We start from the raw sequence: 12,427 nt of genomic DNA, 5'->3' as shown, positions 1-12,427 counted from the left end.
TTGGTGGGGAGGTGAGAGCAAAGCGCTCACCTTTATCTGTTTAACTTGTTTGCCTAGCTTTAGCATTTAACTTGAATATCTTGTTTGAATAGCTCGCTTGTTTGCCTAGCTTAGATGGCGATCGCTTTAGCGTTCAGGTCTAGACTCTACATTGAGCTTAGCTTATTCCTTGGCCCGTTATTATGCCGCTTTATTCGATCGCTTTAGCGATGGATTTCGCTTTTTTGCTCGTCCAAGACCATAAGGTTTCATTACCCGGTTCAGGATGGCGCGGTACATTGAGCGCCAGAATTAACGAACATACGGCAAAGCCTGCGCCTATGTAAAATACCAAGGCGGGATCGGTTAACCATAATAAGCCTAAAAGCACAGGAATAATCACTGCGGCAATGTGATTAATGGTGAAACTGACCGACATAGTGGCGGCAATATCTTTGCTGTCGGCGATTTTTTGAAAATAGGTTTTCATCGCGATAGCCATCGCAAACAGTAAATGGTCGATCACATACAGCGCTGCCGCCATGTGTGCTTGCTCGACTAAGGCGTAACTGATGAAGACTATGATGAGTCCGACGTATTCCACTGTCAGCGCATTACGCTCACCAATTCGGCCAATAAACCGCCCAATCGCAGGCGCAAACAGCAGATTGACGACATAGTTTATTAAGAACAGCGCGGTAATTTCACTCACGCTATAACCAAACTTTTCGACCATCATAAAGCCCGCAAACACCATAAAAATTTGCCGTCTCGCACCCGAGAAAAAGGTCAGCAGGTAATAGAGCCAATAGCGCTTACGCAGAATGATTTTCTTATGTTGTACTTCCGTGGTCTCAAATTTAGGGTAATACCAAGTCATGGTCAGCACCATGACCAGACCTAACGCACCAATAATCAGATACATGTGTTGATAGTCTAACTTCAACCAGGTCATCACTAACCAAATACTGGCATAGCCCACTAAGGCTGCGGCCGAGCGCCACGCCAGTGCTTTACCCATAAAACCCGCCGCATCTTTTTTATCGACCCACTGCAGCGTCAGTGATTGGTTGATGGTTTCAAAATAGTGAAACCCGACGGACATCAACACAGTCGTCAGATACAAGCCGATGACTTGAGGAAAGAAACCTGTCACCGCCACGCCGATACAAAGCAAGGCCAGCGAGAGTAGGGCGAAGGCTTGTTCTCGAATGAGTAAAAGCACAAAAATGGCGGTGAAAGCCAAGAAACCTGGGATCTCGCGCAGGCTTTGTAACATGCCGATTTCAGCACCGGTGAACTGGGCTTTTTCAATCACGAAGTTATTGAGCAGTGCCTGCCAAACGGCAAACACAAGCGACATCACAAAGGTCATCCACAGCAAGAGTGCTTTAGGATCTTTGGTTTGAATGGATTTCATGGATATGGACTCAGGCGATAAGTGTGCAAATGCTAATGCTTTTTTGGCTAATAGGCTAGATCACTTAACGCTTAAAGAGTGTGTGGTTTATGAATCAATATAGCGATTTCTTTGAATAAAAATACGGGCATCAGATCCGGTATACAATCAGATACTAATGTAATTTGTTTGTAAATTTAATTGTAAATTCTAATGCAAATCATTCTCAATTGATCTATTTTGTTCGCGCATTTACGGGGAAGCTGTTACACAGCGCGGAGAAAGAAATGAGAGCAGAGTTAAAGTTGAGTTCATTGGCCATCATGGTCACTGCGTTCATAGGTAGTGTTAATTGCACTGCACAGGCAGCGACGGACCCTGCGATTTTAGAGCAGGCTATCGAAAGGCAAGAGGCTCAATTACAAGAATTAAAGCAGCAGTTATCAGAATTAGCTGCGCAACAGAAACAGCAGCAAGTTCAGCAGACAGACTATCAAGCTAAGACCAGTGTCGCGGTAGATCGTGTTGAAACCGCCGCCGATAAACTTAGCAAGTTTTCATTTGAATCCTACGGTACCGCCGTTTATACCAGTGATGAGTACTTTGATAACGTCCAAGACACCACACCAGAGCGCCGTAATCGTTTCGATTTAGAACGTGTTGTAACTGAGTTCGGCTATCAATTTACCGATGCTTGGAGCATGGAAGTCGAGATAGAGTATGAGCATGGTGGCACAGGCGTCGCTTTAGAATACGATGGTTTTGATGAGTTCGGTGAATTTGAAACAGAAGTCGAAGCTGGCGGAGAGGTGATGATCGAAAAGGCTGAGCTGCGTTATCGTCCGTCTAAAGCCTTTGGTATTAAATTTGGTAATATCCATGTTCCTATTGGCTTGACCAGTATGCTGCACAAACCAAATCAATATCTTACCGTGATGCGTCATCGAAGCGAAGCCGCCATGATCCCCGCCGTTTGGAATGAAAACGGTATCGGTATATATGGTGAAATGGCTGATTTCCACTATCAGGCCCAAATTATCAGTGGTCTCAATTCAGAATATTTTAGAACCTATGATTGGGCAGCGTCGGGTCATCAAAAACGATTCGAGCATGTTAATGGCGACGATTTAGCATTTGCAGGACGTTTAGATTACGGCAACTTTAAGAAAGGTTCCGCCGTTGGTGTCGCTTACTACTATGGCAATACCAGTGGTAATCGTCACAAGAGTAATAAAATCAATGTGGATGGCACAGTTAGCATAGTGTCCGTCGCAGCGGCTTATGTTGAAGGTCCTTGGATCTTACGCGGTCAGTATCTCTACGGTACCTTGAGCGACAGCGATGCCATTACTCAAGCAAATAAAACAACGCCAGGCTTAAGGCCCGGTAACTTCGCACAGTTAGGATCGCAGTCACAGGCTTTCTTTGTTGAAGCTGGCATCGATTTGAATCATTTCACCTCTCTTCCGTTAACCGTATTTGCCAACATAGATTATTCCAATCCTTTGATGGAAGTCGAAACTGGCACAGCGACTCAGCGTTTTGAAAATACTTGGACCAGTGTCGGTATTAACTATTTCCCTATCCCACAGATAGTGATTAAAGCGGAAGCAGGCTTACAACAAGTGGCTGTCGCGAGCATTCCAGATACTAATTTCTTCGCCCTTGGCGTGGGTTATCAATTTTCGCTCTAGTCACATTCACTTTTGATGGAACAAATAGGACATTAAGCACTATGACATTACGTAAAACGGCAATAGCCATCGCCCTTATGAGTACCTTAGCTGCCTGTGGTGGTTCTGGATCGGATGATTCAACGCCCACAACACCAACTACACCGGATAATCGCTTTAGTTACGCCGCCACTGAGATGATCATTAACTTGACCGATGACGTTATCGTGGCTGGTTATGCGGACTTAGCCGCGAAAGCGGAAGCACTTTTACTGGCGACTCAGAAGCTAACTAACTCAACAGCACAAGCGGATTTAGACGCAGCTCAAGCTGCGTGGAAAGCGGCACGTTTACCTTGGGAACAAGGTGAATCACATATTTTTGGCCCAGTTGACTCACTTAGCATCGATCCACATCTTGATAGCTGGCCACTCAATACGACCGATCTACAAACACAGCTAAATACTAACTCAGGTTTTGATGCTGAGACGATTAAGGGCTGGAACGATGATGTACAAGGTTTTCATACCATTGAATTTTTATTATTCGGCGATGGTGTGAATGGTAATACTAAACCTATCAGTCAGTTAACAGCAAAAGAACGTGAGTATCTCATTGCACTGGCCGAAGTGTTCCGTGATTACACTAAGCAGCTCGACGATGCTTGGCAGATAAACCACAATCCGCAAGATGCTGCCGCTAAACCCTACGCTGAGTTGCTGAAGAATCCCGGTGTAGCAGGCAATACTATTTACTCATCGCAATTGGCTGTAGTTGAAGAGTTGATCAATGGCATGATTGCGATTGTCGATGAGGTCGGTAACGGTAAGATTGCTGATCCCTTTGGTGATTCCCTTGCCACCGCCGATACTTCAAAGGTGGAGTCGCAATATTCTTGGAACTCATTAGATGACTTTGCCAATAACATCATTGGTGTACGAAATGTATATCAAGGAGAGTTTACCGGTAACAGTGATCGTCAGGGCATCATTAACTTCGTGGCCGCTGCCGATGCGAACTTAGCGACACGTGTTAGCAGTGAAATCGATGATGCCATTATCAAGATCCGCGCTATTGCCGGCAGCAATCAACAGCCTTTCCGCCAAGCGATTAAAGATGATGCGGGAAGAGCGCGAATTCAAGTGGCTGTGGATGCCTTGACTAAGCTGAAAACCACACTTGAGTCTGATGTCATACCATTACTTTCTCGTTGGAAATCTTAATTTCATATTCAGAGCAATGCTAAGGCGATAGAGGTTCTTGGCATTGTCATGAAATGACGCTAAACGACGGAACCCGTTTGGTGAGTTATGTCTTAAGCAGCAAGGATGCAATTGCATAGTTGCTGCTTTGTCATTTTATTTGTGTGAGATTTTTGATGAATAACAGACACGTTTTATTACCTGCATTTTTCATTGGCTGTTTACAGCTGAGCGCCTGTGGTGGCAGTGGCGATGCACAAGATGTTGATACACCCATACCTGAACCCATTGTTTATCCTGAATATACGGATATCACTGCCAGCGGCGGCGCAACGACAACCTTTGATGCAGGCAATTCAGGACATGGTTTCTCTACACCATCGGTAAATCTAACAGCGACTGAACTTGCGCTGCACATGGCGGGCGATAAGTTTTTTGAGACTTCTTTTACCACGGCGCCAAACGCTGAACACCCTGAGTTAGATGGTTTAGGCCCCGTATTTAATAACGCTAACTGCAATGCATGCCATCAACGTGATGGACGCAACTCGACTCCACAAGTCAGTGCAGGTCAGGCACGAGTCAAACTGGGATCAGATGCGGGCATCTTTTTGCGGATAAGTAAGGCTGCCAATGACGTCTGTATTAAAGGCGATGTGAGTAATGATTATTGTGCACCCATTCCAGTACCTGATTTCGGCGGACAACTGTTTCATCGAGGCGTACTGCAAGCACGTGGTGATTGGCAACAGAATCAGTTTATTGGGCAAGCGGATGTTTACTTATCCTATGATACAAAATCAGTGACTTACCCAGACGGTACTGAAGTCTTATTGAAGAAGCCGCTATTTGAAGTGGAAAACCCCTATGATGCGCCAGGAGAAACTAAGCAAAGCCCCAATTTGACCTCAAATCTTTTGCAAGACGATGTGTTAATGGGATGGCGTAATGGAATGCCAGTATTTGGCTTAGGTTTGCTCGAAGCGATTGCGCAGGAGGATATTTTGCAACATGTCGATGAAAATGATGCCAATCATGATGGGATTTCTGCAAGGGCAAACTATGTTTTTGATGCTGTGAAGGCACAAGCGGGTGATCAGGAACCTGTGTCTTTAGGCCGTTTTGGTTGGAAGGCGAATACCCCAAGTGTGCGTGTACAATCCCTAGGTGCACTGCGTGGCGATATTGGCATAACCAATCCTTTATTCCCCGATGAAAGTATCAAAGGTACGGCGCTACATGATGCTTATCTCACTCGAACAGGTTTTATTGATACAGGGGAAGATGAAAATGGTGCGCCTGAAGTCGGAGCTGAGTTCAGTGATGCTGTTGTTTTTTATGCTGAAACCTTGGCCGTTCCTGCAAGGCGGAATGTCGCTCAACCGAATGTAAGAGAGGGGGCGAGATTATTCACTCAACTTAATTGTACCGCTTGTCATGTGCCCTCTTATACCACTAAAACGAGTGGCGACATTGGTGGACGAGCCATGAGTGATAGCTTAAAAGGACAGAAGATATATCCCTTCACTGATTTATTATTACACGATATGGGCGAAGGGCTCGCCGATGGCCGACCAGACTTTTTAGCCTCGGGAAGCGAATGGCGTACAAGGCCACTATGGGGTATAGGTTTAACTCAGACGGTTAATCCTCAAGCCGGTTTCTTACATGATGGACGAGCCGCAACTCTAGAAGAAGCGATATTGTGGCATGGTGGTGAAGCTGAAAAGAGTCAAATTGCCTTTATGAATTTATCTAAAAATGAACGTGAGCAAGTCATTGCATTTTTAATGTCTTTGTAAAGCGTGACAGGATGATTTGTCGATTCATCCTGTTTACTGTATTTCAGTATGGGCAAACCTCAGGGTTTGCCTTTTTTTGTGAGCTTGCTAAAACTACCGCATATACCTGAGTGGTTTGGGGCTAAGCCCGTGATCTATTTCATGTAAATTGCAGGGTAAATCACCTAATATGAAATATCTTAATGGTTATTTTACGTTTGCATATCCAGTTAAACCCCACTGGAATGCCAATGACTCTGAGTGTCTATCGCTGCTTTTTGTGTATTTAGTCTGTGCGTTGTGATGTCACTTGATGTGCAAAACGGGCATAGAGAGTCGAAATTAAGCCGCCAGTAACAGTATTTTTTAGGCCGCTTATGGTTATTTTACTTGGGATTAATCGAGGCTAAATTGAAAAGAATTCTCATCATTTATTCTAGTGTTCACGGCCAGACCCAAAAGATTGCAACTAAGCTCGCGCAGCAGTTAACGGCCTTGGACAATGACGTGGTTACCGCTGATATTAAGGCCGCTCCCGCGCTCAATGAGTTCGATAAAATCATCATAGGCGCCAGTATTCGCCATGGTAAACATAATCCTAGCTTGTACGAATTTATCGAAAAGCATCAAGCCGTGTTGACGGATAAGGTCAGTGGTTTTTTCTCCGTTAGCTTAGTGGCGCGTAAACCCGAGAAAAACACGCCAGAAACTAATCCTTATATGCAGGCATTCTTAAGTAAAACCACTTGGCGGCCACAGTTATTACGAGTTTTTGGTGGTAACTTGAACTATCAAGGCTATAACGCCTTAGATAGAAATATTATCCGTTTCATCATGTGGCTAACTAAAGGACCTACGGATCCTGTTACGAATGTGGAATACACGGATTGGCAGAAAGTGGCTGATTTTGGTGAGCAGATCCATCGCGCCTAATTTTGGCATTAAATCGCGGCGCCGCGTTTTGCCCCTAGCCCACTTTATTCGCGCTCATTAAGCCGTCACGAATGCATTCATCGCAAAGGGCAAGGACAAAGGAAGCATTAAGTAGGATAAAAAATATGATGAGTAAACTCAGCTCCTTGTTCCGAGTCATGATGGAGTATCTGCATGTGTGGATTGTGATATCGAGCAGTTTACTTGTCTGTGCCAGCCCATGGATTTTTATGGGCCGACGGATACCCGATAACGCCGGTTTTTGGGATTATTTGCATGTGTATCTAGGTTTAGCGTGCGCAGTGCTGGGGGTATTGTTCTTATTCAGCAATACCTTACATAGCAAATGGCACCAATACTTTGGCTGGCTAGTTGGCGATTGGGCACAGTTAAAACAGGATATAGTTGGACTCACAAAAGGCAAATTCCCCGTCGCAGGCGGCAAAGGGTTATTTAGTGCCATCGAAGGTATAGGTATGCTACTGCTGGTGGCGACTGGGATTACGGGTGTCGTTTGGTTGTTATTTCAAGGCACACCCACAGCGCTGGCGTGGCGCGGTTATCATCAAATTTTTGCGCAGGCTTTTATCGGTTTCTTGATCGTACATCTAGTCTTGGCAGCGAGCCATATTCTCGATTTTATTAGGCAATAAAGGTTGTTTTGTCGGTTGGCGTTTACTTGTTAATGCGTTTTATCACGCAATTTTTATTTTTCCGCTGTATTTCCTATATCGCAGTTTGAGCTAGTGCTGTTTATCTAGCTGTTAACTAAGCCGATTTCCCCAAAATTGAATTCACCTGTTTTTAGTGTTCAGTGTGTTCATCGACAGTATGGCAACTTGTTCCAAGCTTAAATCTACATGCGTATGTTATGCGCAGCTTAACTATTTTCTGGAAGGATTTCCTACTGTGTTCTTAAAGGATTGACTATGGAACCATGTCATAGCGATCGCCAATGAGAACATTTTTATGATGTTAATCATCATATAATCAGCTGTTAATATAAGAAAGGTGTCCAATGAATATCTCAAAAAATGCACTTACGATGACACTGGTCGGTTTACTATTTGGTTGCGGTGGAGGCTCTGATTCTGAGACACCATCTCCCCAAATGGCGACCTTCAATTTGGGGGTTTCCGATAATCCTGCAGATGCCCAGTCGGTAAAAATCGCTTTTAAACAAGTCGTTTTAAAAAATAATAGTGGCAGTTATTCCTTTAATGTAATGCCAAATGGCGAACACAAAGTTGTCGATTTACTCGAATTTCAAGGTAGTGCAGTTGAAACCTTAGTCAGTGGACAATCCATTGCGGTAGGTGAATACCAAATGTGTATCTATATAAAAAACAGCACAGTAGCCAACGGTGACAGTTCTCACGTACAAACGATGGACGGCGCTATGCATGGATTAGTCACAAACAGTAATGGCTCATGTGGTGGCGTAGGCGCGGAAGATTCGGATACAGGAAGACTCTTTTTTAATCAGAAGTTCACTATTGCAGCGGGTGTGAATAGCTTTGTGGCAGAGTTTGATTTGCATAAAGGAATGCAAGATCCCCATGGACATATGGCGTATTGGACTTTAAAACCTACCTCAGTGCAGATGCATAACCAAGCGGATGTAGGATCAATAAAAGGTGTTGTCGGAGCCAGTGTTATGGAAGGTTGTGAAGTGGCAGCGGGTGGTTCTGAATTCGCTCCCGCCGTATATCTCTATCCGAGCAATACATCACTCTTGCAGATGGCAGATTTTAGAGCCACTGCAGATACAGCCACTGAGATAGCTCCGATAGCAGCGGCTCGAGTCCATGAGTCCACAGATGCTAATGGCCAAGTCGTCGGCCATCACTATGAGTTTGGTTTTGTGGTCGCCGGTGATTACAGTTTAGGTTATACCTGCTTAGCTCAAAATGATGATCCAGATTTGAGCAACAGTGCAGATGATGTTAGTTCCCCTTTCTTCATTTATGCGGATGAGCAGGCTGTTACCGTGATGGCGAAGGGCGTTACTGAACATCATTTCCCATAACACTGAGTCCTTTACTCCGCTATTGTCATTGGTAAATCAGTAAATGAAAAAACCAGCAAATCTGCTGGTTTTTTATTTTTAAGCGCCTAGATCTTATACGGGCGATTGTTAGCTAAGACGTTGCTGACGTGTCACCCCTATCGCGGCGGCGAAGACTAAAAATAACCAGCCTAGGCTGCCACCTGATGAGGTTTTAGCGGCTGCGGCATCTTTCTCAACGGCAAGATAGTTAATTAACCCAATTAGCTCATCTAAGGTTTTGATGCTGTTTAAGTTTACTGCGTATTTATCGTTCACGATAAAGGCGGGGACGCTGTCGATTTTGAATTCATTTTGCTGAGTGCGCCACAGGGCCAGCTTTTCATCGGTGCTTTTGCTATCGGCTAATTCGTCGTATTTAGCGGCATCGACACCAAATTGGGCGAAGACTTTTTTGATGTCATCACGGTTGTTAATTTGCGGCTCGTGTTGATGGCCTGGTGCACTGTGATCGTGGCCGTTTGCGCCCTCTGTGCCTTGGATTGCGGTAAACATGGCATGGGTTAATGCGTCTTTGTTATCAAGGCTTTGGATCACGGCCAAAGAGCGCATCACTTCGGTGCCAATGTCGCTATTCATAAAGTCGACATGCTTATTGTCGAAACTTATCTGTTTGTTGAGGTTTGCCTTGATATCGGGCAAATAATTGGTTTCCATGTTGAAGCAGTTATGGCAATAAAATGAATAGAATTCAGTGAGTTTAGGTTCACTGCTAGGCGCTTTTGCCGAGATTTGAGTGTAATGTGTGCCTTCAACAAAATTGGCGGCAAAGCTGCTCAAGGGCGCAATCGCTAAGGTAACAGCCAAGGCTAATTGTTTAATCATAGTTTCCTCAAATTCGGTGGGATTGAATTCACTGTGTCAGTCGTTGTTATTGTCGACATTCAACGGCCAACATAAGCGATAGAGTGAGCTTCAACCTAGGAGTTAAGCTAGCCAAAATGCCAGCGTTGACGCATAGGTTCAGGTTAAATGGAAAGGCTTAATTATGACTGAATTGGCCCGTCACGACTGGGCTAAATCTGTGATCCCAATGGAAGTTTTGTCTTAGATTTACTTTAGCGTCGCCTTGGCGTCGCAATAGTGCAGACAGGATCACACCGCTAAAGCGATAGGTGTCGATAGGTAACGATTCGATAGGTGTTGATTAATGGCAAGTACTATCGCTGGTGAAATGCTTAGGCAATGTCCCTAAGTGACTGCCACGCTTCACACACTTCGCGAAACCGAGCCGCATCACCTTCGGGTCTGTCTGGGTGCCACTTGAGCGCTAAACGGCGCCATTGCTTGCGGATATCGCGGGCGGTGGCGCTCTCGTCTAATTCGAAAACTCGCAGTGCATTGCCCTTGTTCATCAGATTGATATTTAAGCCAATATAGCTCTTATAATTGCTCCAGAAAGCCTCAAGTAATTCACGCACCACGTTTTCGCTGGTGTCGTAGTTATTCCAATCGAGATAATACTCACGTAGGGAAGTATCTTGCATAATCAGAAGGTTAACGTTTGATGGGACTAAGCGGAAGATTTGGATTTCCATGGCTTTGACTTGCAGCCATTGCTTTGGCAGTAATATTTCCTGCAGTTCAAACAAGGCGTTCATCAGCAGGAAGTTACGTTTGAATAAATCGTTACCCGGATTTTCATCAAGCTGGTGGATCAGCCCTTGAGTTTGTAATTCTGTGGCTAAGTGATGGATTTTCCAACTTTGGTTCGAGGCTTGTAAAACCGTGAGTAACGGCCAAATCAGTGGGTTATCGCCCTTTGTGTTTGCAACTCGAATCGATTGAGGTTCTTCAGTGAGCGAGGGTTTGGCAAATAACATACTGACTGTCCCATCCTAAATTGTGAGTGTGACCAATGCGCCGATAAAACCGCTGGGCTGCAAAAAAGATGACTCGAAACTACGATAAACGATGATCCGCATAACCTATGCCGTTCTGGACTGTGCAGCAAATCATGCCATAGAGGCAAAGTGTAGGCAAAGATGAATTTTAGAGCAATACAGTGGTGGTTTACTCCTACTTTAGATGGCTTCTTGTGCAAATAAGCCGTTAATAGCAGGCAGGTTTTAGGATATTGTCGGCGAAGAGCGCTACGGTGCAAAAAATTATGCCCTTGTTTATATCACATTAAATCAAGGGCATGTTTATTATTCACTTAAGATGAGGGCTAGATTTCAGTAAAAATCACCTCTTGCTCTAAGCGAGATTTAGGCAATTTAGCGTTGAAATCATCCTCTGCGTGATAACCCATGGCGACAACTACGCAGGCGCATAGACCTTGCTCTCTTAAGCCTAAGACTTGATTAATTTTAGTGGCATCAAAACCTTCAATCGGACAAGTATCGATATCTAACACGCTTGCGCCGAGCATTAAGGTGCCGAGCGCTAAATAGACCTGTTTCTCCATCCAATGTTGGGCATCTTTCATCTCAAATTTATGCATGTTGGCGAAGAAAGAGCGGCCATTATGCTGGGCTTGTTTTGCTTCCTCATTAGCTAAGCGGCCATCTTTTTCTTCTTGTTCAAGGATTTGCAGCAAATACGCTTCATCTAATTGAGTGCGAGTGCAGAGCACCACCACATGGGAAGCATTGAGGATTTTTTGGGTATTAAAGGCATAATTCTCGGTTGCTTGGGCGATTAAAGCTTTACCTTCGGCCGTGCTTGCTAGTACAAAATGCCAAGGCTGTGAGTTAACTGACGAAGGGCTGAATTGTAGCAGGGTTTTGATGTCTGCAATTTTTTCCGCTGGAATCGTCTTTGTTGGATCAAAGGCTTTAGTGGTGTAACGTTTTTTGGCGAAGAAACTTAAATCACTCATGTAACAGCTCCAAATCATCAGGAATACAAATTCAATGGCAGCATTTTAAGCAGGTTCAAGTAAAAAACAATGTGATCAAGACAGGTATTAGTTTCAAAAAAAATTTGAAACTGTATGCCGATGCAACGCTAAAAAGGAGTAAAACGCTAAGTCGTTTAATTGAGATTTTGGATAGGGAATCGGTGTCTTTACCGTTGAAGCTCGATTTTAATTGTAGGGAAATTATAGATAAATATCAGGGACAGATGCTGGCAGCAAAGATTAGGGCAAAGCTTTAGCTGCCTTAGTTGAATGGCTATTAACCCTCCAAAGCCGAGGTAAAGGAACCTTTAGTCATCCTGAATTTATTGTCACTTTTTTGCCCCAAAGCAAGATAACTTTGTTGTCAGTTGTGCAGCATTCATTGTCATTGTTTCCCCTGTGACTCGCCGCCTATTTCTTTTAAAAGAAGCATCCCTGAGGGCTCGACGGCGACATCCATGTCGCCAACGGTCACTGGTACAACAATACCAATCTTAACTAAGTCCCTAATTCACAAGTCCATCCTAAAAAGCTTTTGCCCCAAAGT

10 protein-coding genes are annotated in these 12,427 nt (G+C 44.4%); 6 read left to right on the top strand and 4 right to left on the bottom strand.

Features of this window, described 5'->3' with window-relative positions; genetic code table 11:
* Positions 1-190: 190 nt before the first annotated feature.
* Positions 191-1,399, bottom strand: coding sequence for an MFS transporter (locus BM607_RS14945; protein WP_071940123.1), 1,209 nt, complete (start codon positions 1,397-1,399; stop codon positions 191-193).
* Between the two features lie 266 nt (positions 1,400-1,665).
* Here BM607_RS14945 and BM607_RS14940 point away from each other — a divergent pair, with 266 nt between their 5' ends.
* The 6 genes from BM607_RS14940 (at position 1,666) to BM607_RS14915 (ending at position 8,996) form a co-directional block, all read left to right on the top strand.
* Entirely contained in the window at positions 1,666-3,072 is a 1,407-nt protein-coding gene (locus BM607_RS14940) for a hypothetical protein (protein ID WP_012088395.1), read from the top strand.
* Positions 3,073-3,113: 41 nt separating this feature from the next.
* Positions 3,114-4,274, top strand: a complete 1,161-nt coding sequence (locus BM607_RS14935; protein ID WP_006085915.1) for an imelysin family protein — start codon at positions 3,114-3,116, stop codon at positions 4,272-4,274.
* Between the two features lie 155 nt (positions 4,275-4,429).
* Complete coding sequence (locus BM607_RS14930; protein WP_071940124.1) at positions 4,430-6,055, top strand: di-heme oxidoredictase family protein; 1,626 nt, start codon at positions 4,430-4,432, stop codon at positions 6,053-6,055.
* Between the two features lie 390 nt (positions 6,056-6,445).
* A complete protein-coding gene (hemG, locus tag BM607_RS14925) occupies positions 6,446-6,967 on the top strand; it encodes a menaquinone-dependent protoporphyrinogen IX dehydrogenase (protein ID WP_071940224.1) in 522 nt (173 codons plus the stop codon).
* 125 nt (positions 6,968-7,092) lie between these two features.
* Positions 7,093-7,620, top strand: coding sequence for a cytochrome b/b6 domain-containing protein (locus tag BM607_RS14920; protein WP_071940125.1), 528 nt, complete (start codon positions 7,093-7,095; stop codon positions 7,618-7,620).
* A 365-nt stretch (positions 7,621-7,985) separates the two neighbouring features.
* Complete coding sequence (locus BM607_RS14915) at positions 7,986-8,996, top strand: DUF4382 domain-containing protein (RefSeq protein ID WP_071940126.1); 1,011 nt, start codon at positions 7,986-7,988, stop codon at positions 8,994-8,996.
* 108 nt (positions 8,997-9,104) lie between these two features.
* Here BM607_RS14915 and BM607_RS14910 read toward each other — a convergent pair whose 3' ends face one another.
* From BM607_RS14910 to nfsB, 3 genes are all read right to left on the bottom strand, one after another.
* Positions 9,105-9,860, bottom strand: a complete 756-nt coding sequence (locus BM607_RS14910; RefSeq protein ID WP_071940127.1) for a DsbA family protein — start codon at positions 9,858-9,860, stop codon at positions 9,105-9,107.
* A 353-nt stretch (positions 9,861-10,213) separates the two neighbouring features.
* Entirely contained in the window at positions 10,214-10,858 is a 645-nt protein-coding gene (locus BM607_RS14905) for a DNA-J related domain-containing protein (protein ID WP_071940128.1), read from the bottom strand.
* A 347-nt stretch (positions 10,859-11,205) separates the two neighbouring features.
* Complete coding sequence (nfsB, locus tag BM607_RS14900) at positions 11,206-11,859, bottom strand: oxygen-insensitive NAD(P)H nitroreductase (protein WP_071940129.1); 654 nt, start codon at positions 11,857-11,859, stop codon at positions 11,206-11,208.
* Positions 11,860-12,427: the final 568 nt, after the last annotated feature.

The sequence above is a fragment of the Shewanella sp. SACH genome (assembly GCF_001887095.2).
GTDB classification, from domain to species: Bacteria; Pseudomonadota; Gammaproteobacteria; order Enterobacterales; family Shewanellaceae; genus Shewanella; species Shewanella baltica.
This window is presented reverse-complemented; position numbering and strand designations above follow the sequence as displayed.

What these genes read in the sequence shown, in the direction of transcription:
- BM607_RS14945 (WP_071940123.1), bottom strand. Translation starts at nt 1,399, where the DNA reads ATGAAATCCATTCAAACCAAAGATCCTAAAGCACTCTTGCTGTGGATG.
- BM607_RS14940 (WP_012088395.1), top strand. Translation starts at nt 1,666, where the DNA reads ATGAGAGCAGAGTTAAAGTTGAGTTCATTGGCCATCATGGTCACTGCG.
- BM607_RS14935 (WP_006085915.1), top strand. Translation starts at nt 3,114, where the DNA reads ATGACATTACGTAAAACGGCAATAGCCATCGCCCTTATGAGTACCTTA.
- BM607_RS14930 (WP_071940124.1), top strand. Translation starts at nt 4,430, where the DNA reads ATGAATAACAGACACGTTTTATTACCTGCATTTTTCATTGGCTGTTTA.
- BM607_RS14920 (WP_071940125.1), top strand. Translation starts at nt 7,093, where the DNA reads ATGATGAGTAAACTCAGCTCCTTGTTCCGAGTCATGATGGAGTATCTG.
- BM607_RS14915 (WP_071940126.1), top strand. Translation starts at nt 7,986, where the DNA reads ATGAATATCTCAAAAAATGCACTTACGATGACACTGGTCGGTTTACTA.
- BM607_RS14910 (WP_071940127.1), bottom strand. Translation starts at nt 9,860, where the DNA reads ATGATTAAACAATTAGCCTTGGCTGTTACCTTAGCGATTGCGCCCTTG.
- BM607_RS14905 (WP_071940128.1), bottom strand. Translation starts at nt 10,858, where the DNA reads ATGTTATTTGCCAAACCCTCGCTCACTGAAGAACCTCAATCGATTCGA.
- nfsB (WP_071940129.1), bottom strand. Translation starts at nt 11,859, where the DNA reads ATGAGTGATTTAAGTTTCTTCGCCAAAAAACGTTACACCACTAAAGCC.